This window comes from Enterococcus sp. AZ188, from assembly GCF_050544075.1.
GTDB lineage: Bacteria > Bacillota > Bacilli > Lactobacillales > Enterococcaceae > Enterococcus_D > Enterococcus_D entomosocium.
The window spans coordinates 633,164-658,973 of sequence record NZ_CP172943.1 but is presented as its reverse complement, the minus strand read 5'-3'; the positions used below and the strand labels follow the sequence as shown (position 1 = coordinate 658,973).

18 protein-coding genes and 1 other RNA gene are annotated in these 25,810 nt (G+C 42.8%); 4 read left to right on the top strand and 15 right to left on the bottom strand.

Features of this window, described 5'->3' with window-relative positions:
• The 8 genes from IGI86_RS02995 to IGI86_RS02960 all read right to left on the bottom strand — a co-directional run bounded on the left by IGI86_RS02995 (position 1) and on the right by IGI86_RS02960 (position 7,102).
• Positions 1-621, bottom strand: coding sequence for a YutD family protein (locus IGI86_RS02995; protein ID WP_081119052.1), 621 nt, complete (start codon positions 619-621; stop codon positions 1-3).
• Positions 622-711: 90 nt separating this feature from the next.
• Complete coding sequence (locus IGI86_RS02990; RefSeq protein WP_081119051.1) at positions 712-2,094, bottom strand: bifunctional metallophosphatase/5'-nucleotidase; 1,383 nt, start codon at positions 2,092-2,094, stop codon at positions 712-714.
• Positions 2,095-2,792: 698 nt separating this feature from the next.
• Positions 2,793-2,879, bottom strand: an RNA gene (gene ffs, locus IGI86_RS02985) — signal recognition particle sRNA small type.
• 29 nt (positions 2,880-2,908) lie between these two features.
• Positions 2,909-3,415 carry a tRNA adenosine(34) deaminase TadA gene (gene tadA, locus IGI86_RS02980; RefSeq protein WP_081119050.1) on the bottom strand — a complete coding sequence of 169 codons (507 nt, stop codon included), beginning with the start codon at positions 3,413-3,415 and terminating at the stop codon, positions 2,909-2,911.
• A gap of 131 nt (positions 3,416-3,546) precedes the next feature.
• Entirely contained in the window at positions 3,547-3,882 is a 336-nt protein-coding gene (locus IGI86_RS02975) for a hypothetical protein (protein ID WP_005227636.1), read from the bottom strand.
• 68 nt (positions 3,883-3,950) lie between these two features.
• Positions 3,951-5,318 (bottom strand): RsmB/NOP family class I SAM-dependent RNA methyltransferase, encoded by a 1,368-nt coding sequence (locus IGI86_RS02970; RefSeq protein ID WP_269924641.1) that lies wholly within the window; start codon positions 5,316-5,318, stop codon positions 3,951-3,953.
• A 139-nt stretch (positions 5,319-5,457) separates the two neighbouring features.
• Positions 5,458-6,207: a YczE/YyaS/YitT family protein gene (locus IGI86_RS02965; protein WP_269924640.1), complete on the bottom strand. Its 750-nt coding sequence runs from the start codon at positions 6,205-6,207 to the stop codon at positions 5,458-5,460.
• Between the two features lie 91 nt (positions 6,208-6,298).
• Positions 6,299-7,102 (bottom strand): MerR family transcriptional regulator, encoded by an 804-nt coding sequence (locus IGI86_RS02960; RefSeq protein WP_194195065.1) that lies wholly within the window; start codon positions 7,100-7,102, stop codon positions 6,299-6,301.
• Between the two features lie 105 nt (positions 7,103-7,207).
• Between IGI86_RS02960 and IGI86_RS02955 the strand changes: the two genes are divergently transcribed.
• From IGI86_RS02955 to IGI86_RS02945, 3 genes are all read left to right on the top strand, one after another.
• A complete protein-coding gene (locus tag IGI86_RS02955; protein ID WP_269924639.1) occupies positions 7,208-8,941 on the top strand; it encodes an ABC transporter ATP-binding protein in 1,734 nt (577 codons plus the stop codon).
• Entirely contained in the window at positions 8,934-10,718 is a 1,785-nt protein-coding gene (locus IGI86_RS02950; RefSeq protein WP_430617736.1) for an ABC transporter ATP-binding protein, read from the top strand. The genes IGI86_RS02955 and IGI86_RS02950 overlap by 8 nt, the downstream gene beginning before the upstream one ends.
• A 205-nt stretch (positions 10,719-10,923) precedes the next feature.
• On the top strand, positions 10,924-12,426 hold the full coding sequence (locus IGI86_RS02945; RefSeq protein ID WP_269924637.1) for a helix-turn-helix domain-containing protein: 1,503 nt from the start codon (positions 10,924-10,926) through the stop codon (positions 12,424-12,426).
• A gap of 112 nt (positions 12,427-12,538) precedes the next feature.
• On the opposite strand, the gene IGI86_RS02940 is transcribed toward IGI86_RS02945, so the two are convergent.
• The 6 genes from IGI86_RS02940 to IGI86_RS02915 form a co-directional block, all read right to left on the bottom strand.
• Positions 12,539-16,777, bottom strand: a complete 4,239-nt coding sequence (locus tag IGI86_RS02940; protein ID WP_430617735.1) for a WxL domain-containing protein — start codon at positions 16,775-16,777, stop codon at positions 12,539-12,541.
• Between the two features lie 23 nt (positions 16,778-16,800).
• On the bottom strand, positions 16,801-17,850 hold the full coding sequence (locus tag IGI86_RS02935; RefSeq protein ID WP_244351321.1) for a DUF916 and DUF3324 domain-containing protein: 1,050 nt from the start codon (positions 17,848-17,850) through the stop codon (positions 16,801-16,803).
• A 169-nt stretch (positions 17,851-18,019) separates the two neighbouring features.
• Entirely contained in the window at positions 18,020-18,799 is a 780-nt protein-coding gene (locus IGI86_RS02930; protein WP_269924634.1) for a WxL domain-containing protein, read from the bottom strand.
• A 149-nt stretch (positions 18,800-18,948) separates the two neighbouring features.
• Positions 18,949-19,269: a cell wall protein gene (locus tag IGI86_RS02925; protein WP_216682276.1), complete on the bottom strand. Its 321-nt coding sequence runs from the start codon at positions 19,267-19,269 to the stop codon at positions 18,949-18,951.
• A gap of 44 nt (positions 19,270-19,313) precedes the next feature.
• The gene (locus IGI86_RS02920; protein ID WP_269924633.1) at positions 19,314-20,768 is read right to left on the bottom strand and encodes a helix-turn-helix domain-containing protein; all 1,455 of its coding nucleotides are present in this window, start codon (positions 20,766-20,768) and stop codon (positions 19,314-19,316) included.
• A 393-nt stretch (positions 20,769-21,161) separates the two neighbouring features.
• Positions 21,162-23,333 carry a VWA domain-containing protein gene (locus tag IGI86_RS02915; RefSeq protein WP_430617734.1) on the bottom strand — a complete coding sequence of 724 codons (2,172 nt, stop codon included), beginning with the start codon at positions 23,331-23,333 and terminating at the stop codon, positions 21,162-21,164.
• A 199-nt stretch (positions 23,334-23,532) separates the two neighbouring features.
• Between IGI86_RS02915 and IGI86_RS02910 the strand changes: the two genes are divergently transcribed.
• Positions 23,533-25,041 (top strand): helix-turn-helix domain-containing protein, encoded by a 1,509-nt coding sequence (locus tag IGI86_RS02910; RefSeq protein ID WP_269924631.1) that lies wholly within the window; start codon positions 23,533-23,535, stop codon positions 25,039-25,041.
• Between the two features lie 136 nt (positions 25,042-25,177).
• On the opposite strand, the gene IGI86_RS02905 is transcribed toward IGI86_RS02910, so the two are convergent.
• Positions 25,178-25,561: a DUF7006 family protein gene (locus IGI86_RS02905; RefSeq protein ID WP_269924630.1), complete on the bottom strand. Its 384-nt coding sequence runs from the start codon at positions 25,559-25,561 to the stop codon at positions 25,178-25,180.
• Positions 25,562-25,810: the final 249 nt, after the last annotated feature.

The following is a 25,810-nucleotide window of genomic DNA, read 5'->3' as shown; positions in this document are numbered from 1 at the left end:
TTATTCTTCCCTTTGTCGAATCGTAAACTCTTTTTTGCCTTTTTTCACCGTAGTTGTTTCGGTTTTTTTGACGTTCTTTTCTTTTGGTTTACGATTTTTGATCGTTGGTTTGCTTTTTTTCTGCGGTACTGCGTCACGCTTTTCTTCTATATGGGCGTTTTGTTGTGTGTTTTGATTTTGATTGTTTTGGGTTGGCTTTTTCTTGCGTCGGCGGGAGGTACTTTTTTCTTTCTTGCCGCCAACTCGTTGGATCACAAAATAGGCACAACCGAAGTTGCAATACTCATACAAATAGTCTTCCAGCATGTCGATGCGCTGATCGGGTAATGCTTTGCGGTTATCTTTTTCAAAAAAGCCTTTCAAACGCAGCTGCTCATAACCCCAATCGCCTACGATATAGTCATAACGTGCCAACACTTCACTGTAACGCTCGCCAAGCTTTTCTGGATTGAAGCCTTCACGATAGTCCATGACCAGCTTGTATTGTCGATTGCCAATCATTAATTCTTCATCATTTAACAAAGTCACCAACTCGCCTTTTTGCGGTTGTTTCGCTGGTTCTTCAATAATTTCTTCTAGTACAGATGTCATTTCATCTGTGATCGTTTGTTTTTCGGTCATTTTTTCACCACCTGTTGTTTATTATACCTTGTTTTATTCCCCAATGATAGTCGCGGTTTTCTCGCAAAATCCAGCTGGAGGAGTGACGAACTACTGGATGGGGTATTTCTGACTCAGGTAATCACCGACCACTGTGCGAATAAAGTCTGGAAAAAGAAACTCAACGGTTCCAGCAATCTCGATCGTCGGGAAAAACGGAATAAACAAGTAGTGATCCACAAGGGTCAACGTGTAGCTTTGAGCAGGATCGACGGGCTCTTGTTTCCACAATACTTGGTGGTTTTTTTCATCAAAGCGGATGCCTTCATAAACCAGTTCACCAAAAATCTTCCCTCGAAAACCCATTCCCATAATTGGGAAATTGCGCAAAAAGTTGCGATTTTTTTCCATCTCTAAGATCAATCGAATGACATCCGCGCCTTGCAACGTCACCCGAATCAAATGCATCGGATGGGGCAAAATCGTGTGCAGCTGATCTTGATCAACCCGTCCTTGCGGCAAATCATCTAAAAATAGCCCCGTATTTAAGATGGCGGCATCCGTTTGTCCTTTGGCACATAATGCCAAAAGCGCCTCCCGAACCAAGGAATGTTGACTTTGCCAATCCCTCGTAAAAGCTGCTGGAATTTCTGCCACCTGATTTGCCCGCAACAAGCGATGACCGATCGATAGATATTCGGCGATCTCTTCCTCATCTTGCGGAAAAGCCACCAACGAATCGGTCGGAATCACACGTGCGCGATGCTTGATTGGGCGGTGGTGATCATCTAAGACCACTTCGACTTCGCCAATGTTAAAACCAAACTTGCCAGCTGCGCCAATTTGGACCCCATTGATGACTTCGCCCTTTTCAAACAAATGGTGCGTGTGGGAACCTAAAATAACATCTAACTCTGGAAAGTCCCTCGCAATCTGGCGGTCAGCATTGATGCCTAGATGGCTCATCAAGACCAGCAAATCGACCTCGGGGCGCAAATGCTGCACCAATGAAGGCAAAATCTCCAAGGGTTCGCGAATGTCCCAACCGTTGGGGGCATATGTTAGCGGAAAAGGTGCCGTAAAAGCGATCAAGCCGATTTTGGCGCCTTGATTGCTTTCCATGATTTTGTATTCTTGTGCCCATTTGGGTGGACGCAAATCCTGTTTATCAAATAAATTGCCTAAAATGACAGGAAATTCTGCTTGGTCATATAGATGCTGCAAGACCTCTTTGGGATTGCCGACTCCCTCATTGTTCCCAATCGTCACCGCATCGTAATGTCCTTGATTCATCAAATCGACATTCGCCTTGCCGTCAGTTGCTTCTGTCAAAGGATGCCAGCGATCGACAAAGTCGCCTAAGTCGACCGCGATCACTGTCTCTTCGGTCGTATCTGCTTCTCGTTTTCTTTGATCCAAATAACGCCGCATCTTCGGCCAATTTTCTAGGTGGGAATGCAGATCGTTGGTATGGATAATCGTAATTTTCTCCATTGTGCGCCTCTTTTCAAATACGTCGCCTGAAATCACTATCCGTTTCTCTTGGCATCAAGGATTGCCAGCAGAAAGACGACGGAATTCTCTACAAAATAAGCATAGCATAAAATCTCTGGGAAACCATTGGAATGCTTGGAAAAGAATGGTGACTTTTTATAAAAAAGAAACAGTTGCAGTGACAGTTGTTCAAAAGAAAAAATCACTTTTCTAACTGTAAAAAGGAAAGCGATTTTTTCTGATTAATTTGGGGAAGTTCTATCGATAACACGGCCACGGCAATTCGTTGAAGCGAAAATGAAGAGTTCTTGAAACGAAGATTCTATCGAATACCGAGAGGAGGTAATCCATGTTTCAGTTCGTCAGAACTACTGATTCTTTGAGAGCAAAAAAAAAGATATTCTCTATCATCATTCACCCCTATGATATGTACCATTATTAGTTTTTGAGAGTATAAAAATCGCCAACGGAAAAGTTATCAGAGTAAGGTTCTCAACAGGAATAAAGCCTTTGTATCAAAAATACAACTTACCCCTCTAAGAGCTGCTATCGATTGCCTAAATTTAAAGCAGAATACAATTAGAACAGCCCTTGGTTTCACAAAGAATTTAAAAAATAAAAAAACCTAAGACAGTCTGTCTCAGGTTTGAATGGTCATCGATTCATTTAGTACTACTGCTTTCTTCAAAACAAGCAGTTTTTCAATCAGACACATGGAGAATCCTGCTTAGTGCTGCTTCCTTCCGGATCTGACACGCTTCACAAGACCTCCATTGTCCTAGCCTTTCGGCAAAACTTAGTATAACGTATTTCGTTAGAGATTGCCAGCCTTTTTTTGTTTTTTCTTTTCTCGTAATGCTCGGAAAAAATCTGTTAGCAGCTGTCCACATGCTTCTTCTAAAATGCCGCCTTCCACATAGGACCAATGGTTGAAGCGCTCATCTTCCAATAGATTCATCAATGTACCGGCAGTGCCGCCTTTGGGATCGTAGGCACCAAAATACACTTCTTCCACCCGTGCCAATAACATCGCTCCACTGCACATCGGGCATGGTTCCAAGGTCACAAACAGCTGCGCTTGTTCTAAGCGCCAACTTCCGACCGTGCGACAGGCTTCTTCGATCGCAAACATCTCCGCATGCGCTGCGGCTTGTTGCTGCGTTTCTCGTAGATTGTGCCCACGACCAATGACTTTGCCATCCAAGACGACAACAGCACCGATCGGTACTTCTGCCAAACCTTCTGCTTTTCGGGCTTCTTTGATTGCTTCTTCCATAAAAAAGGCTTTTTCCTCGGCAGTCAAGGTACTTGTTTTTTCCACGACTTCTCTTTCACTCCTCTACCTCGCACCATTGCGTGCATTTCCTTGTTAGTATAACGAAAAACGCTCAGAAAGACGAGAAAAACTCGCAAAGACCGATGTCCCTGCGAGTTTCAAATGGAATGATTGGCTTAAAAGACGGAATCAACAAAGCTCGTCAACTTGTCTTTGACATGTTCTGTCGAATCTTTGATGTTGTCTCCGTAAACAGAGATTTTGTTGCGGCCCTCATTGACTTTTTTCATCACACCTAACAACGAATCCAATTCATTGTCAGACAAGCCGTCTACGACATCCAGCAATTTTTCATTGCCGTTGAATTTGTCATCGACAAATTTCTTTACTTTGTGTCGGTTGCAAGCGAAGCGTACTTTATTGAATACTTTGTCTGATACAACGACGGCAGTAGTGATCCCAGCGATCGCTGCAATGCTTAATCCAATCGTTACTTTTGATGATGTTTTCATATCGATCAGCTCCCTTATTTTGCTACTTCCATCATAGCACGAGGACTGAAATAAAAACACTATTTCGTTTAAATCGCTTTGAATCTTAATCCTTTAGGAAAGAAGTTTTTCACGGTTCCTTGGACTTGTTTTCCAAAACCGACTGGGATCTCATCGACTATCAAAATCACCCACCCAGCATTTCCTGGCACACTCAAGGTTTCACCTGCCACATACTGCTGCCATTGCGGCAAAGTGATCGGCACTGTCGGTGCCCCTTCTTCTGCATGGATCGCCAATGCCAACGCATAACTTGGTTCGATCCGATTCTTCTTAACGACGCCGACATGCAAACCTGGGCGCATAAACTTGATCCCTTTTAAAGAAGGCATTTCTTCAGGAACGAGCCAAAGGTTTTCACCTAGCAGCTGTGGCGTCGCATTCAGTGCCTGTAAAAAAGGAAAATCCTTGCGAAAGGCTTGCCACAACTTTTGAGTCGCTGCATCTAATGGGCTCTTGGCTGTCGCTCCTTTGCCTTTTTTCTTCTTTTTCACTGGCGCTGCTTCTGCTTGGAAGGTCAATTTCGCAGCGAAATGACCTTCTCCTTGGTTTAAATGCGGCCATAAGCGGATGGTTTTCTCGATCCCTAGTGCCTCTCCCCACTCGCTGCGCCCATGAGATACATTGTCCAAGTCGATCGCTTCGATCGTGAAGGGATACTCCTCCATTAACCAAGCCATCATCGCTTCGTTTTCTTCTGGGGCAAAGGTACAGGTGGAATAGATCAGCTGGCCCCCCGGTTTTAGCATCGCAACGGCTTGTGCCAAAATGTCTTTTTGCCTGATCGCACACTGCTCAGGTGTATCTGCTTGCCATTCTTCTAAGGCGACGGGATCTTTACGAAACATCCCTTCACCAGAACAAGGGGCGTCCACCACGATCTTGTCAAAAAAGTGAGGAAAATGGCGGCTCAATTCTTGCGGCGCCTGATTGGTGACGACTACATTCGGAAAGCCCCAACGCTCCACATTTTCTGATAAGATTTTGGCACGCTTGGGGAAAATCTCATTTGCTACAAGCAGCCCTTTTCCTTGTAATTGGCTTGCCAGCTGCGTTGTTTTGCCCCCTGGTGCCGCACATAAATCTAAGACCCGCTCCCCTGGTTGAGCGGCTGCGATCGTTGCTACGATCATCGCACTAGGTTCTTGACTGTAGACATAGCCAGCTTGATGGAGCAGCGAACGGCCTTTGACTTCGCCAATATAAGCCGCTTCTGCATAGGGGGCGGGTACAGCAGCTGGTCCATATTTTGCCAGCATCGCTTGTGCGTGCGGCTTAGCAATATTCAAGCGAAAGCCTTTGACTGGCTGATTATCGGTTAAAGCGGTAAAAAAAGCTGATGCTTCTTCTCCTAGCAACTGTTGGTATTTTTCAATAAATGGTGTTGGTAATTGCATACTTACCCCTCCTCGGCTTTTTTATTCTAGCGACTGAGAAGCAATTATGCAAGAATTCCTTGATCAAATGGCAAAAAAACTGCAGCTGAGTGAAGTGGGCGACTAAATCGCTTCGACTTCTCTTTGCTGCAGACCTTTTTTATTTAAAAATCGCTTTTTTGACACTGCTTTCGATGAATGGCTGAGAGACACGGTTGTCCCAGAATTTGATCAGTGGGCCCACTAAAAAGGCACTGATGAAGGTTCCGATCCCGATTGGTCCGCCTGTAAAGAGTCCGATCAAGGCAAAGGCAACGTCTTGAATCACCCGCACCACTCGATAATTAGCTTTCGTCTGATCGACGATGGTTGGGGCGATCGCGTCATAGGGGGCGCTGCCCAAATTCGCTGACATATAAAATGAAGCTCCGAAGGTAAAGAAGATGATCCCGATCAACAAGAACAAACCTTGCTGCCACCAATTATTTGGACCGACGGATAACCAATCAAAAACATTGGTATAAAAGTCGATGAAGAATCCTGTCAGCACCATATTGATGACCGTGCCGATACCGATATGGCGACGGCCAAAGATAAAAATCAATACTAGGACAGCGATATTGATCATCAATTGATAGACCCCAAGGGATAACCCTAGCAGCTCACCGACACCGATATTGGCTGCTGTGTATGGGTCTAGCCCGACTCCGCCGACCCTCAGCAATGCCGCCCCAAATCCTAAAATGGCGACACCAATCAACGCATACAGCGAGCGTAATCCTGTTTCTTTTTTCATTAAAATTTCTCCTTTTTTCTCATCTGTTCTTTCAAGTATAACGAGAAAAAAGGAAAATGGGAATTTCAACGCTTCACAGGGCTTTTTGTAGGGAAAAGATCTTGCTTTGTCCATCTCCTTTGCTTCTATTGAAAAGCCAGCGGGAACAACCATTGTTATTAAGTAGTTTGATTTTCGTTTCCTTCATCTAAGGTTGCACGTTCCACTACTCTGGCTTCACTGGAACCATCACTTCAAATATCTGCAATTCTTTTTGTGTGGTAAAGACTTCATCTTGCCATAACAATTCCCAAACATCGCCATCGATCTTCAACTGCTTCTTTTTTAGAAAGGCTCGGATGCGGTGGGTAAAAGCGGCAATTTGTTCCTCTCCTTCACTGACAAACCCAGAAACATATGTACCAGCGGGACGTGTGATAATCAGCTTTTCCGGATAGAGATGTAGCCGATCTTGGGGAATCAAGATCAATGCCCGATAAGGAGATGCGTGAAAAGTCTGATCCTCCAACGTCGTTCCGGCACTTAAAAAGCCAATGGGGTAGCCACTGAAGGCATCTTTATAATCCACTAATGGATAAAAACGAGCGTACACTTGATAAGCAGATTCTGGATCATCGCCGGCGATCTCTTCAGAAACGATAAACGCCTCTGCTTTATGATGCGCTATCGTAAAGGTCTCAAAATCAGCTTCCTGTACTTTTTCATAGCGTTGAATATAGCGATCAAAAGTTCGTTCCAATTCTTGTAGCGCTGCGATTTTGTCACGGACTTCTCCTCGCCGTTCCACAAGTTCCTTTTGCGTGTATTCCGGGTTGCGGTTTTTCAAAAATTGGCGAATGTCTTGCAAGGGCATATCTAAAGAACGCAACATCAAAATCACGTCTAACTCAAGACATTGTTCAAAGCCGTAATAGCGATAGCCATTGTCACCTATTGAATGAGGTTTGAACAGATCGATCTGATCATAATAAATCAATGTACGCCGACTCACACCGGCATAAGCGGACATCTCACTGATGGTCAATTGTTTTTTCAAAAAATTTCACTCCTTGCTTGACTGTAACGTTACGTTACAGTTTATTCTACCATAGAACAACATTTTTGGAGGGAAATCATGAAACAATTACAGTTATTTTATAAAGAAGAACGACGCTTCTTTTTCAGTTTATTTCTTTTGATGCTGGTCCAATCCTTCGGCACACTCTTGTTGCCGTATTTTTTGGCAAAAATCATTGATGAAGGGATCTTGAAAGTCGACACGACGGCCATTTGGCACAATGGCTGGTGGATGTTTACCATTGCCATCGGCACCGTGATCGTCTCGGTAGGCGGTAGTTATTTATCTGCCCACCTTTCAGGAAAATTCGGGCATTTTTTACGGATGCGCCTTTTCAAAAAAACACAGGAACTCTCTGTATCCGCTGTTGATGGCTATGGTACGCCCACTTTGCTGGCACGTACCACCAGCGACATCAACAACATCCAACAAATTTTGATGATGGCGTTGCAAATGATTTTGCCAGCCCCAATGATCGTCGCAGCTTCAATTTTTCTAACCGGCACCGTCTCTTTGCGGATGATTTGGGTCCCAATCGTAGCGATCCTATGTTTTTCAATGATCGCTTATGGAGTGATCCGCAAAGCGATCCCATTATCACAAATCACGCAAAAGCTAGTCGATAAAATGATGCGGATCTTACGAGAAACCTTTACCGGCGCTCGGGTGATTCGAGCATTCGACAAAGCAGCTTACGAAAAAGAACGGACAGATCAAACCTTGACGGAATATGCGAAAACCATGATCCAAGTCAATCGCCTCTTTGCTGTCTTGAATCCGACCGTCAATTTAGTAATGGGACTCTCGATTTCGACCATCCTTGTCTACGGCGGCTATCAAAGTCTGCAGGGCCATCTTGCTATTGGTAGTATTACTGCCATCATCGAATACACGATCCTGAGTCTTTGGTTTTTGACTATGGCAGCGATGGTGATCGTTATGGTACCTAAAGGCTTGACTTCCTTGCAACGGATCGAAGAAGTGTTAGAAGAACCAATTGATTTGATCGACGGTGACCAAACCTTGGACAAGGCCGCCGTGTCTGAAGCGATCGCCGCTTTCAATCAGGTGCAATTTACGTATGAAGGCGCCGAAGAACCTGTCTTAGAAGATATCAGCTTCGAGATCCACCGAGGCAAAACGACAGCGATCGTTGGCGGAACTGGCTCTGGCAAAAGCACCATCGCCAAAGCGCTGTTGCGTTTCAAAGATGTGACTGCTGGTTCGATCACACTTTTTGACCGTAACATCAAAGAGATCTCACAAGCCGAATTACGGGACCAAATTAGTTATGTCCCGCAAAAAGCGCTCTTGCTTAGCGGCACGATTCAAGAAACCCTGCGTTTCGGCAATCGTCCAGCAACCCATGAGGCGATGGCAAAAGCTGCTGAAGTTGCTCAAGCCAAGTCATTTATCGAAGGCTTGCCTGAAGGTTATGAAAGTCCAGTTGCTCAAAAAGGCAGCAATTTCTCTGGCGGTCAAAAGCAACGATTGAGTATTGCCCGAGCGTTGACAAAGCCCGCAGAAATCTACTTCTTTGACGACAGCTTTTCTGCTTTGGATTATCAAACAGACGCCAACTTGCGGCGTGCATTGAAAGAATACACGAAAGATGCCGCCGTCATTATCGTGGCTCAACGGGTATCGACCGTCAAAAATGCCGATCAAATCATTGTTTTAGATAACGGCAAAATGGTCGGTAAAGGAACCCACGAAGAATTATTACGCAATTGCCAAACTTATCAAGAGTTTGCCTCATCTCAAGGAATGGGAGGAATGAAGGATGAGTAAACAAACAATGGATACACCAAAAAACATGAAACATACAAGCCGACGTTTGCAGCGTTTGCTGATGGAACAAAAAGCCCGCTTTCTACTGATTATCGCTTCCGCCTTGTTCTTTTCCTTACTGATGTCCATCGCCCCTTTGATCTTGGGGCGTGGACTGGATAATCTGATTGCCTTGTTTCAACAAGAAGGCTGGCAGATCAATGATTTTTGGCAAAGTATTTTAGGTCCAGTCGTCCTATTAGCGGGAACGTGGCTTTTGATCAGTCTCTTTTCCTTGCTGCAAGAGTATACGATGGCCAGTGTCAGTGAAACCCTGACCTTGACTTTACGCAAACAAATCAGTGACAAATTCAATCGCCTGCCTATCAGTTTTTACGACAAACATCATACTGGCGATATTTTAAGCCGAGTGATTCTCGATTTAGATAAAGTATCCGAAGTCTTGCAAGTCGGTTTGATGCAGTTGATCACGGCAACTATCAGCATTACCTTCGGCTTGATCGCCATGCTTTATCTCAGCCCATTACTGACGATCGGTGTGGTCCTGATTTTGCTTTTGAGTGCTTTTGTGACTACCGTTCTCGCACGAAAAAACTTGAGCTACTTTACCAAAAACCAAGAAACATTAGGTGCTGTCAGCAGTCGTGCGGAAGAGTTTTATACCGCAAATCCGCTGATCAAATCCTACAACCAGCAAGTTGCCGTTGAAGCGGAAATGGCGGAATTGAGCGAAGCCCAATTTAAAGCCTTTCGAAAAGCACAGTTCGTCAGTGCAGCGATCAATCCTTTCGTGCGCTTTATCAATCAAATTGGCTTTATCTTAAGTGCCGTCGTTGGTGGTCTGATGGTGTTGCAAGGGCAATTATCCATTGGTCTCGTACAAGCCTATCTGCAATACATCAACCGAGTGTCTGAACCGATCACGCAAGCTTCTTATATTATGAATACCTTGCAAAGTGCCTTAGCATCTCTCGAACGAATTTTTGAGATCCTTGATTATCCTGAAGAAGAAACAGCGACCCAGCAACTGCCAGTTCCACAAACCATCAAAGGAAAAATCGATTTTCAACACGTCTCCTTTGGCTACAACAAGGAAAAACTCCTGATGGAAAACGTCGAATTTTCCGTCAAACCAAAACAAACGGTCGCGATCGTCGGACCAACAGGTGCTGGAAAAACTACCATGATCAATCTTTTGATGCGCTTTTATCCATTGAATGGTGGGAAGATCTTGCTGGACAATCAAGACATGATGTCCTTTTCGGCACCGGCAGTACGGAAAAAATTTGGTATGGTGCTGCAAGATACGTGGCTGTTCCAAGGAACCATCGCTGAAAATATCGCTTATGGCAATCCCGATGCCACTCGAGAAGACATCTTGGCTGCCGCCAAAGCCGCCCAATGCGACCACTTCGTGCGGACCCTGCCCAACGGTTATGATACCGTCATTGGCTCCGAAAGCGAACTGTCTCAAGGACAACAACAATTATTGACGATCGCCCGGGCGATTTTAGCAGACCCAACGATCCTGATCCTTGATGAAGCCACCTCCAGTGTCGACACACGGACGGAACAAATGATCCAAACGGCGATGGATCGTTTGACCCAAGGACGAACCAGCTTTATCATCGCCCATCGTCTTTCTACCATCAAAAATGCCGACTTGATCTTAGTAATGAAAGACGGCTCTGTCGTCGAAAAAGGTTCCCATACAGAATTGCTGGCACAAGATTCACTTTACGCCCAACTATATAACAGCCAGTTTGCAACTGCTTGATGAAAAAAGGGACAATGCAACGATTTTGAAAACAAATCGCTGCACTGTCCCTTTTACTTATATTGCAAAATGAACTTCTGTTCATTCTCAAGAATCGCCCATGATAGGTCTCCAGAAAATCATTTCCCTTGCGTTGCTCCTACCAATATCTGATAATCAGACGTGAGAAACGATCCATCAAACAGACCATATGGGAGTGCTGATCATGAAAAATTTTCAAATGGCATTTATTACCTCTGCTACTACAAATCGCTGGTTGAAACTATTAAATCTTTTGGAACGACACAAGACCCTTTCCAATCGTGAGTTGTCAGAAGCTGTGCAGCGTTCTCGGCGCACGATCATTTATGATATTGAGGAGTTGAGGAGCTATTTTGGGGATACGCTGATGATCGAGTCCACCCCGAATGGCTATTCTTTTCATGAAGTTCGGCCGAAAGAATACATTGAACTAAAACGAGCACTCCTTCAAAATGAGCCATTATTCGCTATTCTCGAGCATCAATTTAAAGGAGAGTATCGGTCCGTTTCTGAATGGGCAGCGTATTTTTACGTTTCTGAAAGTTCACTTTTGCGCTATTTATCACTTTTTGAAAAAGCACTGGTTCCCTTTCAATTGTCAGTCGATCATAAAAATTTCCGCCTCATTGGATCAGAAACAGATATTCGAAAATTCTTTCATACCTTTTATTACGAGTCTGACGCTACCCCTCATACCGTTCGCCCAACGATTGCTGTCCAAAATATTGTCTTAGATTTTTTTCAAACGATTCGTGGTGAAACCAACAACACCTCTTCCTTTTGGTATATCAGTTATTGGTTGTATATTATCCTTGAACGCTATCAAGCTGGGGAATCCGTTGCTTTATCGGAAGATTTAAAAAGAATCGTCTTAGCAGATGAATTCTTCCAAGAGTTCCAACGTCTCAATCAGCGTATACAAACCACCTTCTCCTTGACTTTACCATTAGATGAGTTGGTCTATCTTTTTGCACTTGTGGCAAGCAACCGTGGCATAAAAAACTATCTTGCTGAGATTTCATTCGTTAACCGCTTTGATCATTGGCCTGAGTTAAAAGGGCTAACGACCCAGTTTTGCCAGCTCCAACAAATATCAGACCATGAAAAGACACGCGATTTCGTTTTTCTGCACTCTTTCTTCATTACAGAAAAAATCAAACAACTGATTTCTCCGACCTATAATCGAAGTATGGAAGAAATCACGGTCTACGCTCAAAATCAATACCCAGTGGAGTATGAGGAAAATAAACAGTTTCTTCTCAACCAGTCTATTTTTGCAACAGAAGCAATCAGCGCCCGTTTCACCTTATATTTTGAAGGCTTGAAGGAAAAGTATTGGGGCACGCCTAGACGGATCGCCTTTCTCTTAGAAGGTGATGCTTTGATCTGTCTTCATATTAATGCATTTGCTGTCAAATATTTTGGGCGCTACCATACTCTGCATTTTCCTGATTCCTGTGAATTTTCTTTGGACTATGTTGAACGAAATAAGGTTGATCTTGTCGTAACGAATTACGCTGAATACCTTGAAGACTATCTATTGGATGTCGAGTGCCTCCTAATCAAATCGATTCCAGATGCAGAAGACTGGAACAGTTTTTTGAAAACCATCAACCCAAAAATCATCCATAATTTTACTCTGCAAGATGTCAAAAAAATCGCACCTAGTAAATCAAAAAACGGCTAAGCATACTAAGACGACTGCCCTGAGTTAGTTTAAACAGCTAACTTATGGCAGTCGTTTAATATTTTTAATCCTCTGATGCTTGAAACAGCACTATTGGTGTACCGATATTTTTTCACTCAGGTACACTGCTCAAAGACCATTCGATCGTTGCTCGATACCGCCCTGTCTTTGGATTGGCACCAGCCGGAACTTCCAATTCAACACTGGTAGCTGCCGTCTCTTGATCGCCGAAACGATAGATCCATGTCCCAGTACTCCGGCTACCACCGGTTAGCAGCAGCTGACCTTCCCCCGGTAATAAAGTTATGGTACCATCATCAGCCACAGCAAGCTCTGGCATATTAGCATCAGCATTGGTCGAAGCAGTCGCAAGGTATTGATTGTGTAAATTGATTTGCGCACCAATTAAATGATCATTATCCTCATCACGGAACCCTTGTGAATCAAATGTCGCCGCTAAACGCCAGCTCGTTTCTGCCAATAGCTTACGCTGATCAGTAATCTGCACATAATTCGGTCGGTCGGCGGTGTCACTTGTCCCTTCCTGACTGATTTGTTGAGGCAACGCATAATAGGTTCCTTTGGTACTATGAATCGGTACTTGACCAAATTGAAACTGAGAGACAAAATCAAGACTGATCATTCCTTGGTTATCAGGAAGGAGCGGAGGATTGTCTGGCTCTACTTCCATCTCTGGTTCTAATGGATCAACTGGCGGAAATGGACCGGATTTTACAATTTTGATCGTTGTAGCAGCGGGGAAAACTGCATCACGAAAGGACAATTCTGAAGGAGGATTCTGATTGCCAGTCTGATCATTTGTGACAGGTGGATGCTGAACACCAGCTGCTTTCGCCGAACCGACAGAATCTTTCAGAAATACTTGGATCTCATCTCCATCTTTTAGCTGACGACTACTTAAGTCAATGATAAATCGGCCATTTTCATCGATATCAGCCATCTCTGTATTGAACCACACGCCATTATGCGTTGCGCTTATTTGAACCTCTCTATCCTCTGTATAGCCATGTAGTTCAGTCGATTCTTCAAGAAGTGTCAAAGAAGAAACAACCGCGGGCGTTGGGGGAATAATCGGAAAGACTTCAACAGGACCGACTAAAATTAGATTCAGCGCACCTTCTGTCAACTCTCCACTTGTTAGTTCGACTGCTACAATTCGAACCGTCGTTCCTGCTTCCAAAGGCGCCGCTAAAGAAATTTCAAAAACGCCTCCTTGCGCTTCTTCCCCATAAATACTGATTCCGGGGTTTTCCTCTGTGTGTCCAACCGTACTAGCCGTGACTCGCTCTTTGTGACCAGCAGTAGTTTCAATTTCTACAGTCACTTTCGCTTCATTGTCCCACGCTGGGCGAGTGCCATCAAAACCAACCGGGATACTAACTCTACCATGGATTTTTTTATCGGCATTTGTCGGAACTCGTAAAGCATCTGCAATCGCCCAGCGTGCATTATTCGAACTGACTCGAGAATAGTTTGTCAATCCTTTGTCTCCAAAAGTCTCCAGATTCAGTATATCTGGCTGATTCGTCACTCCCAATGTACCAAAATCAGTACCTGAAAAAGCAAAATCAAGGGTTGGAAAGTTTAAATCTGGATCACCGGAAAGATTCGAACCATTTCTCCAGACAGCTAAATCACTATTAGTGGCAGTTAATGTTGATAGATTGGAGACACTGAAGATGTTTCCACCATCGAAGCGCTCGTTACGGAAATCAAAAAAGACTGGATCGTTCAAGATGACAGAAAGATTTCCTGAACGAAAGACACCTCCATTCGGCGTACTTGTGTGTCCTTCCACTTGAAAATACCCTTGTTCAACATAAATCGTTGAATTGAAATAAGTGTGCATATCAATCCCAGGACCACTCTTAGCTACACACATAAACTTACTATTAACACCCACGATCGAAAAATTATTTTCCGAGCCATTTTCATAGATACCCCTTGCATAGAAAATCCCTTGGTTTCCCCCAGCAACATTGCCGTCACTAGGAGTACCTGTACCTGGATTATAAAGATCGACGATGCCTCCATCCGATATTTCAAACGAATTTCCTCCACTAGGAATTCGAATCAAAGGAGCGCTGCCACCTGTTTTAAAGACATTCACTGTACCACCATCGGTCACATGAAAAGTTACCAAACCATAATATAAAAATCGGATCGTCGCGTGATCCCCATTAGCATATTGACTGCTAGTTATTAATTTCCCATTGCTTTGAACCTCAAAGGTAAAGCCCAGACTAGTGACATTTATTGCACTTGAGTCAATACTCTCGACTTCCAATACTGCTGAATCACTGACCATAAGCACCCCTGATTCTGAGGCATTCGCTGGAGTCGTTAAAACAAAAGAGGCTGCTCCTTCTGCTGCGGTAATTTTGCTGGAAATCGACACATGAGTATCTTGTCCAGTGATGGTGACATCGGCATTTTTTCCGTCGACTCGCAATGCATTAGCATTTCCTGCCGTTAGGTTTGCTTTTGAACCAGACTGAATCACCAGGTGAGGATTATCCCCTGTCAAAAATAAGCCACGTCTCCTTTGTGTTGCTTCAATCTGTACGAAGGCAGCCTCACTAACAATCATCTTTGGATTGGCACCACTCATCATAATCGCATTATTTTGATTATTAGAAGCTTCGATCGTTGCACCTTGACTTTGTATGAAAAGCGATCCTTCTTCACTAATGGAAAAGGCGCCATTATCTCCACGTATGTCGATCGCATTAGCCTCTGCAGCAAACTCATTCGTGACACGGAGGAACGTTCTCTCACCAGTGATCGTCATGGATGGCGTGCCTCCATTCAAAAGTATGGCATTCGCATTCACTGTTTTGATCGATACATCCGCACGAGACTGGATGCTCAATTCTGGCTGATCGCCAGTAAGCGCAAGTCCTCGTTTTCTTTCCGTAACATTGATCGAAAAAACAGCGTTTTCTGCCGCAATAAAAGTCGGATTTTTCCCAGAAAGAATAAGGGCATTATTTGCTTCATTCGTGGCATTCGTAGCGGCACCGGGGCTTTGAATGTCTAATTGTGCGTTGTGGTCGAGTATGACTTTTCCGTTGTCTCCGCGAAGGTCGATAGTATTCGCGGCCCCTTGTTGCGTCACAATAGTTACTTGAGCTCCCTCATCAATCAACAATCTAGGATCTGAAATATCTGGTGCAGTATAAAAAATCCACATATTCGGCTTATTGATGATTACTTGTGCTTGGTTGCTTGCTTCCACTTCTTTGAGATTAAATAAAGTATCTGAATCCATAGTCATTGCTTCAAAACGATTGATCCCACCGGTAAAATGAACTTTTGCTTCTCGAGCCAAAATAAACGGAGAACGGTTCGTAGCGACTTCTTCAACATTCGCTACCTCAACGACCCAATCGCGGCTTAAAATATTGGTCGTTTGGATCAAAGCAGTATTTCCTGTTTTATGATAGCTCAGATTTTCTAAACGGAAAGTCGTTTCTTCGTTTACAGTTGTTAGGCGAAAATAAGCATTATTATTATTGAATGTCAGCGTGTGGCCGTTTCCTTGAATCATGATGGAGCGATTGATATCCATCACATTGTTAGCAGATTGAGTAAGATCCGCTTGCAAAGAAATAATCGAAACAGTTGGATTTTGTAAGGCACTCATGAACTCGGCCATGCTAGCAACTTCAACAACCGATCCGTCAAAAGAACTTGATCTGGCATCACTTGCGGCTTCTTCTAAAAAATCTTGAGGGCTTTCTATACTACTTCCAGATTGCTCGGAAACACCGGTATCTGTCCCTTGAGATGCAAGAGTGCCAGTTTCCACGACCTCTTTTTGGGTATCTTCTTGGGTATCTTCTTTCGAATCATTTGCTGCCTTTATTTCGACCAGGGCTTCTGCTCCTCCACTTGTTACGACAAAACATCCCGTCTGTTTGGCAATGATCGGAACAGCAAATGATTGCTGCCTTTGACTTGTCTTGATTTGCCAATGATTAGTATCCTTTTTTATTACTGTTTTTTCTGATGGTTGCTCCTCTGTTAGCACCTCAAGCTCTGGAGGTAATTCTAGGACCACTTCTTCCACCGCTAGATCACTGACCAATTCAAGTAAGAGGGGGTTGCCCAAAGTACCAGAAAATCTTGGTTGCTTGAACTCAAAAGTCGCTTGTGGGAGCAATGAGCGTGTGCCAATTTCCTCAAGCAGCGAGCTTTCCTCCAATGTTTGCACCAACTCGGATTCTCCTGTCTCAGCAAAAGCAATGAGGAAAGGCTCATTCGGCAAGCAAATCAACATCAAAATAAGGCTCCATTGAAGCAAGTGTTCCAAGCTTTTCTTTTTCATTCCTAGCTCTCCTTTTTCGCTTCTTACGTATCCGTTCTCGGCTTTTTGTTTTTCCATAACAGCCAAATGATCGTTCCAAGAAGGACCATTACTAAACCAAATGTGCTGATTAGCCACCAATTTGCCTCAGGATCAAGGGTAACATCCTCACGATTCAAATGCTTTGCAACATCTGCTTCAACCGTAAAGGGATACTCCCATGACCACTCCTCACCCTCTGATCGTGCCGTCAAAGACATTACATATTCTCCACTATAAAAGCGATCTCCAGCTAAGGAAACGGGGAAATGAAAATGCGAGTTTGGTGCCATTTGCATTCCTTCTCGCTGTGCCTCGTACAAAATTTCTTCCTGATCTGCTCGCCGCACTGTCGCCACTACCTCTAACTGATTCAGGAAACGCGGCTGTGGATTTTGTAACGTCGCCCGAAATGCATTTCGGTAATTCACTTGACCAGGAAAGACGTCTAGCAAGGCAAGCTCTGGTTCAATGAGGGAAGACTCATTCCGCACTACGACTCCTAAGATATAGGCAAACCGATTTTGAATCGCAACACCCTCCACCTCTGAATCGGTGTTTTCTGCTATCACCTCACGGATACGTAAACCGCCAACTAAACTCCCAGCAAAGGCTGCTTCTGGCATATGTATTGGTAACTCGATCGTCTTTTTTTCATTGGCTGACAGTGTGATTTCACCTGGTGAATCGATCAGATCAGCTAGTGAATGAAGCAAAGTTGGATCTGGCTCAGTCGCATCTTTGCCATATTCAACAACTCCATTTCCGTTAGTAAAAGCTGTATGTGCAGAAACTTCAATCACAATGTCATCTGTCGAATGGTTTTGGATCGTCAAACCTAATAGATCACTCGTACCTGGTGCCATTTCCAGATCAAAGTAACCACTGTTTCCGTCAGCTAGTTGGCTTTGTGGCAAATTTGGGACTACATGAAATGGTAGTTCCGATTGTGTTGTTGCTCCACTCATACCGGGCGCGCCAATGAATAAAAACAACAGGAAAGCAATCCCCATCACTTGCTTAGATATTCTTGATTTTTTGTTATATCCTTTCATAACTGAACCGCTCCTTCCATAATAGGCAGGAAATACGTGCCTCCTGCCTATTACCTGAACCACTTTCCTATTTCCCGTTCAAGAATGTTTTAATAGAGAAACCTATTGTGATTTTCTGAGTTTTTTCTTCGAAACGAAGCTTCGATGCACTGCTTTTTAGCAGAACCGATTAATTTTCTGGCGTAGCACTTAAATTCCACGTCAAAGTCGCCTTATAAGTAGTCGCTTGAGGGTTTGCTCCCTTTGTCACATGAAGCCAAATTGCTTCATTCAGAATGTCACTTTCTCCAGCCTCATGCTTCTGATTCAGAAGTGTTTGGTTTCCCCACTGAACTGTCGAAACTCCAGCTCCTTGTCCCTCCGCAGCAGTCATCAATGTGTTGTCTTCACTTCCAGCATCAATGATTTGACGATTTAACTGATCGATCGGTGCGCTTGGAAAAGTCTCAGGATCTAGCGCATTTGAGCGAATCTGCGGATCTCGTAATTCAATATAGGCTCCCCGTAATAGATGGCTAGAATTAGCATCTGTACTCATGAATTGATCCAAATCAACATTTAATGTCCAGCCATTATGCTCCCCACGAGTGTCCAATACTTGAGCAAAAGAAACATATGGAACGGTTCCTGTACCATCAGACAAACGTTCCATCTCTGCAAGCATCGCCGCTGCCCCATGTTCTGTGCTGATTGCTTGTGTACCAAAATCAAAACGCTTTGGCACATGAACAAGAGTAAAGGGTCCTTTTACATCTGGATCAATCGGATCGATTTCTACTTCCGGTTCTTTTTCAGGTAATTCAACATCGATCTCTTCATCGTCCCCTGCAATGAACTCTACTTCATTTTCCGTAATCCCTTGGATGACTGATGTTGCTAAAGCTGTCACTCCTCCAGATAGAACGGTGATACTCATAACGCCGATTGTTACTAAATTCATACGTTTCATACTAATACTCCTCTTCTTTTTTCTAATTGATGCGTGGTCCGGATTTCTTTTCATCCCAATAGGAAATGCATTTGAGTGACTAAACCCCATTGTGCCTACTTTAAATTTCAGAATGACTTCATTCTCTAGTACAGCTTATTTTCTTGTCTTCAAATGGAGAGTCTTTGTTTTTTCACGTAAATTCCTACACTAACACTAACGAATAGCACCCCGATCCAATAAACTTCCCTTTGTTGACTATTTAATTGCGGAAGATCCTCGATTTTTCCACCACCTTCTTCTTCTCCAGGTGGTAGCCATTCACCTGCCGGCGGCTTTGGATTGGACTCTTTGTTATTATCCCCAATAAAGCGGATGACCCCTTCTGTTCGGCTAGTAACAATTTCTTTGGCATACACCGGATCAACACGAAACAAACAACATACTATCAGTGACAATACAACAAGATAACTGAGTCTATAAAGCTTCATTACTCCCCCTTTCCCTGCCACGCTTCCTTTTAAAAGAACTTTCGCTAGACACAGAAAAAATCCTGTAGTTCTTCATTCAAGATTGAAACGACTATCTTAATCGTTTCCTTATAACCAATGTATTTAGGTAGAAAAAAGATTTGTGGCTGCTTTTCAATGGTGTATTCAAACGGAACGATGTTAGTGATCAAAGTATCGCAATCAAGCTGATTGATTTGTTTGAATGACAACTGTTCTTCATACAGGACTTCCATTCGACCACTAAAATGATGCTCAAAGATACTACAAATCCATTCATCAATCACATAATTATTGGCAAGCAACACCACGATTTTTCGAGAAATCCGGATCAATTGATTGCCAAAAAGGTACAGAACGAAGGAACAACAAAAGTCAGAGAAAAATCGATTTTCGAAATAATGCGGAATCTCATTTACTTCCATAAATGCGATCAACGGCTCATACAGATTGAATGGCAAAGAACACACGAAATGATTTGTACTATCCGAATTCTTTAAAAAAGTAGGTGCTAAGCCAACTTTTGCATACTGACGTACTAAAAAATCTTCAACGATTTGTTGGTTAGAACAAGGTTTTTCAAGATAAGAATGATGCAGCTCCAAAAAATGAACAAATAATTGGTTAAAGTGAGTACTCTTTGTCAAAATACTGCTCAGGGGAATCCTTGTTTTACCACGAAGTGTCCATTGAGCGTATAGCATTAAATAAATAAAGCAAGCCTCTTCAGAAATACGTTTTCTTGCTATCGTTTGCAGACTACCACTTTCTTGGACCGTCTCGTTGATCGCTAAATAAAGTGGATCTTGTTGCGCCAGTGCCTTAATTTCGCTATCAAAAGTCAATGTGCCATAAGTCGATCGCTGAAAAGATAAACGGATAATACTAATGATTTTTTTCTTTGATATGATGTCCACTTCTTGCTCAATTCGTAATATAAGAGCTTCTTGAAGTTGGTGATCGATTGGTGGCAAGTCAAAATAATGCGTTTCACAATAAAAATCCCAGAAAAATTTCCGCTGATTGATTTCTTCTCCTACTAAACCAATCGAAGACTTTGTTACTACCAGTTCGTAGTCATCAAGAATCATTTGCAATTTTTTTAAAAGTCGATTTGCTGTAGATTCCGAAATGTGCATGGCACGAATCCAAGCTAGAAAAGGAAACGTCTGGCCTGCATAAAAAGCCTGTACCAATAAAATAAGTGGTTCTTTTTCATAATAGGAACGTCGTTTTTTATCATACTCATCATGATCGTTGATCACTAACTTCATTCCTTGATGTGTCCCATTAAGAGAGATCGTGTCTCCAAAAAATGCACGAATTGCTTTTAGATCGGTCAAAACGGTTCGACGGGAAATACTTGCTTTTTCTGAAAGCTGCTTGACACTTAAAACGTGTTCATTTTCCATGTGTGCCAAAAGAATGAGACTTCTTCGATTGACTGAGCTCGTTACTAATTGGAATGTAAGACTGTTCACGTGCTGAATCTCCTTTAGTAAGTTTCCTATCCATTGATAATCAAATTGAGTCTCCCTCCTTTGCTCTACCTTCGAATCATTGCAATGTTTCTTGTTTGATTCTAACAAAATTACCACCTATTTTTTAACCAGCATTTGCACACAAGGGTGCAAAAAGATTGACTTCTCCTTAAATTCCCTTCGATTCTTGTCTCTTACAGTTAAATACTATTAGTTATTTTATATGTGACTGCTAGCAACTCATTTAATGCGTGACTAATCTTTTTTTCTGACTGTATGTCTAGCAAGAATATTCCTTTTAAATAGTTGCATTCAGTGGTGGTTTTTTTACGCAAAAAAACAGCTAGACACTCGTCTAGCTGTTTATCTAGAATTATAAGTTAGCACTACGTTCTATTGCTTTTTGAAAATACTTACAGCTACGCCACTTACAATAATCGTTCCTAAAACTACTAACCAGGCAGCACGTTTTTCATTCGTTTGCGGAAGCACACCCCCATTATTTTGACTAGAAGTGGTGGTAGTCACTGAACCACCGACCTGATCACTGGATTGACTCGTTTGGCTCGTTGATGAATGATCATTATTTGATTCGGTGGTACTTGGTTCTGTTGTGCTTGGCTCCGTTGTGCTTGGTTCCGTTGTACTTGGTTCCGTCGTACTTGGTTCTGTTGTACTTGGTTCCGTTGTGCTTGGTTCTGTTGTACTTGGCTCCGTTGTGCTTGGTTCTGTTGTGCTTGGTTCTGTTGTGCTTGGTTCTGTTGTGCTTGGTTCCGTTGTGCTTGGTTCTGTTGTGCTTGGTTCCGTTGTGCTTGGTTCGGTCTCTTTCTTGGTATTAGTTAGAATAATCGTTTCACCATCGTTAGTAACCGTACTTTCAAAGTCTTCAGGAACATTGATTTCCGTCACTGTATAACTGAAGTCTTCTCCCTGATTATTGTATTTGGGTAACACGAGTTGTTGACCATTAACAGGAACCTCACTGAGGGTGACTTGGAAATCGTCTTCCTTGCTCAAGGTCAGTGGATCGGAAATTTGCCAACCTTGTTCCGAGGTGGTGGTCATTCGTTGCACTTGGTATTCGATCTGCTCTGGAATCTCGGCGGCAGAAACATTGACCCACTTCTTAAGGACATTTATCGAAACCACTGGCGCTTTAATCGATGGAATTGGAAAATCTACTGCTTCTCCGTCTACTTCCGGCACTAATGTGGTACGACCGTTACATAGAACCCACGTTTCTCCTTGGAATGAAGAGTCTTCAGTATCAAGGCGGATTTGATAGGTCAATGTAACTCGCTCGTTCTCACCCAAAGCAAGATTGCTGACAGTGATGGTTTGATCGGCTTCTGCTACTTGCACATTTGCCACTAGGTCAGGTGCTTCGACCCAAGTTCCTTGTTCATCTTTTCGCCACCCAACCAGTTGATAGTTATCGGAATCAAAACTACCTGCACCTTGTAGCAAGATTCCTGCACCCATTGGGTCAGTGATCGTACCACTGGAGATTGTCTTATCGATTTTATTTGCGATTTCCGTCAACGCTGAACCTAAGCCAACCAGATTTTCATCTATCGTTAAATAATTCCCTGATGATGTAGCTAAGTTTCGACCAATGTATTCCCCGCGAGAAGACGGAGCAGTAGCTACCGAATACATTGGAAAGCCCGCTTCCTTGATCGCGACGATCGTGCCTAAAGTCGCGTCTGTCACTACCAAAGTACTGACAGGGATTGCAAGAGGATCCGAAGAAGATGAACTTGTCGTATGATACGCAGAATTATCAGTTTGAAAATCTTTGACATAGCTTTGGGTGTGATAACCGTTATAGTCTGTGATCTCCCCCGTGTTAGGATAGGTAGTCGCTCCCTCTACAGGAAGATAGCTACGATTGGCACTATTATCACCAATATGGATAAAAAGTTTTTCAGCTTCTGGACGACTTTCCTCCAGCAAGAGCCGCTCACCTTCTAATAACCCTTTTTGCATAAATGTTCCGGAATGGGACTCTGCGGTTTGACGTAGAAACTGTTCTAAGTAATTGATATCTGTTGAAAAACCATTCGTGGAGTAAACATAGCGATTATAGGCCACGATCCCGATTCGAATAGAGCCATTTGCTAATGAGTCTGCCAATTCCGTGCCAAATTGTTGCAAGCCTAACAACGCATTATTCAATTTTTCTCCAGTCATAGAAGAAGAAAAATCGACTACTAAAACTAAATCAACCGCATTGTTCGTTTGGTTTCCTTTAACATCAAGGGTGACGTCAAACAATCCTTGATTTCCTGCAACTTCTTGCACACTTTTCTTTAAATACGCCTGATCATCATAATTGACATAATTCTCACTATCAAACTCGACTCCAGGTGCATTTCCATAATCATAATTGTAGGTATCTCCAGCAGCCGTACCGTGGGTAAGGTAGTGCCCCGCTTGGTTCTCCTGATAGTCAAAATCATAGGTCGCCGCTTTCGCGCTGACACTGATCATACTCAATATAAAAGTACATAGGATCAGTAATAAGCGACTGTTTTGTTGGAACCAACCTTTTTTTTCTTCCATTTCTATCACTCCTCTTATTTCCAATCATTTCTTCCTGTTTGCTAGCGCAAAAGCTTATTCTTTTACCAGACCACAGTATAGAGCATCCCAGCCCTGAAAAGAGACAAAAAAATGTCAATTTCCTATACAAAAAAATATCCTTTTTTATGCTATGATGAAGATGAATCATCAATAGTGTAAGGAGATAGGAGGTCCTTTGATGGAACGATTCTACACTTTTTTTGGGAGTAGTCTGAAAAAAGACCTCGATTTATTGCGTTTCTTGTATTTACAAAAACGTTTTGTCCCAATTGAAGAAATCAGTGCCACCCTTGCTCTTGATCGCCGCTCAATCCAAAAAAGTTTCATAGCGTTAACAAAACAGCTTGAGCAAAATGCCGAGGAAAAACACCCCATCTTACTGGCCAAACATGGAGCTGGATATAAATTTAACGGAAACAAAACAGACTATAAACATCTGTTACGACAACTACTAGCAAAGAATCCTTTTTTTCAATTATTAGAAACATTGCTCCTGCACAATGAGATTAATGTGGTTCAATTTGCTAACGATTATTTTTTCTCGGAGTCTACTGTGCGCAAAAGAGTCTATGAGCTGGAGAATCTCTTGGCACCTTTAGGCTTTACATTAAAAAAATCCAAAGGAAATGTACAGCTGAATGGTGATGAAGCGCGCATTCGCTATTTTATGGTCGCCTTCTTTTGGCGTACTTTTTCAGGTGTTGATTGGCCTTTCAATCGTCTCTCTCAAAGCAAATGTGAGGAGATCGCTCGAGCTTTCTATCGCAACAATCACATACCTTTTAACACGATTGAATTGAAACAGACGACCTATATACTAGCCGTAATCTGTTTGCGTTTCCGCCAAGGTCAAACGATTGCCGAAGAAAAGTTACAGCTCCAACCACCATTAAAGGGCTTAGACTTGACCTTATTTCAACAATCAACGAATCCGAAAACACCGATTTTTACCCAACTGTCACAGGAGTTAATGACTCACTTTTTTCTGAATGAAAAAGAATGTCAGTTTTGCTTTTTGTGGCTGATGTCCAATCTAGAGCGAACGTTTCCAGAGGAGCAACTGAATTGTTATTTTCCTTCGAAAAAAACGAGTGACCAGCAACTTACTACGATTCAAAAAGCACTGGCTTCAATGACTTCACCAGCTGAAAAGATGGTCATTTCCCAACCACGTAAACAAGTCATTTTGAATACGATCCTGAATGGGATATTATCCGTCGAACTGTTTGGCGAAACTGTTCATACGCTAGCGGGCTATAACACAGCTCAGTTCCTTACCGAACATTTTCCGAATTTGCAACTGCATTCCGAACAATTGCTAGCTTATCTAAAAGTCTATCACGAGGATTTGGAAAAACGCAAAGGACTGGCTTTGTATGTAGCAACAGCCTGGACGCTGATTTTACCTCCAGCTCGCTTTCAGCAAGTAATTCGAATCAAGTTAGAAACGGACCTGCCTTTCGCACTTTCTTTAGCAATTAAGGAGTTGATCCAAACCCCTTTTCAAGGTTTCTATAACCTCGATCTGCGGGATCACTTTGAAGACGATGATTATGATCTTTGTATCAGTACATCACCATTGACCGCAACATCGGCAGAAATACCGGTAATATTGATCAATGCACAGATCACCTTGCCAGACCTATTAGCGATCCACCAAGCCATCGAGGGCGTATTGCGAAAATAGCCCAGGATTGGATACTTCCTAAAATCAGCCCAAAAACGGCTAAGTAGCTTCCTCAAAAGCTACTTAGCCGTTAGTTGTTTCTCGCAATTTATTTCGTGAACACAAAAAATGAAGTTCTTGACGAACAGAAAGACGACTATTCTTCACTCATATAAATCAAACCGACTTTGGGTTTTTGAGTGACTTTCAGTCCTGTGATTTCACGATAGAAAAAGCGATGCTCTTTCCGAATCATGGCAATGATCTCTTCTTCAGTTAGGCCTAGATCAGTGACTAAGTCATCTTTCCCATGATTGCAAAGCTCCAATAAAATTTGAAGTTGCGCATCGATCGCTAATAGTTTGGCCCACTGAACAAAAAGATTCTCGTACTTTTTATTAAACACAGCTAGAAACGTTTCCGAAAGTTCTTGGAAATATCCATATATTTTAGGAAAGTGTTGAAACACCTCTCTTTGATTGAGTTCTTTTTGGAAATATGCCAAATAGTCTGTTGCATTGTATATTTTTCTCGCCTGCATACCTTCTTCTCCTTTGTTCCTGCTTTCATAGAAAACATTTTTACTAAGTTTCCTCTATTTTCAACCATTGCATTCCATTTTACGTATTTACCTTTAGAGCGAACATTTTATGACTAACTTCTAAAGCAAAAAACTTGGTTAACATGCACTGGCTCTTAGTTTCGATAAAAATACTGCCTTTTTTACTGGCGATTGGCTCAAGAAACGATTTATATGATTACTATAGCGTCAAATGTCCGTGAAAAAAAA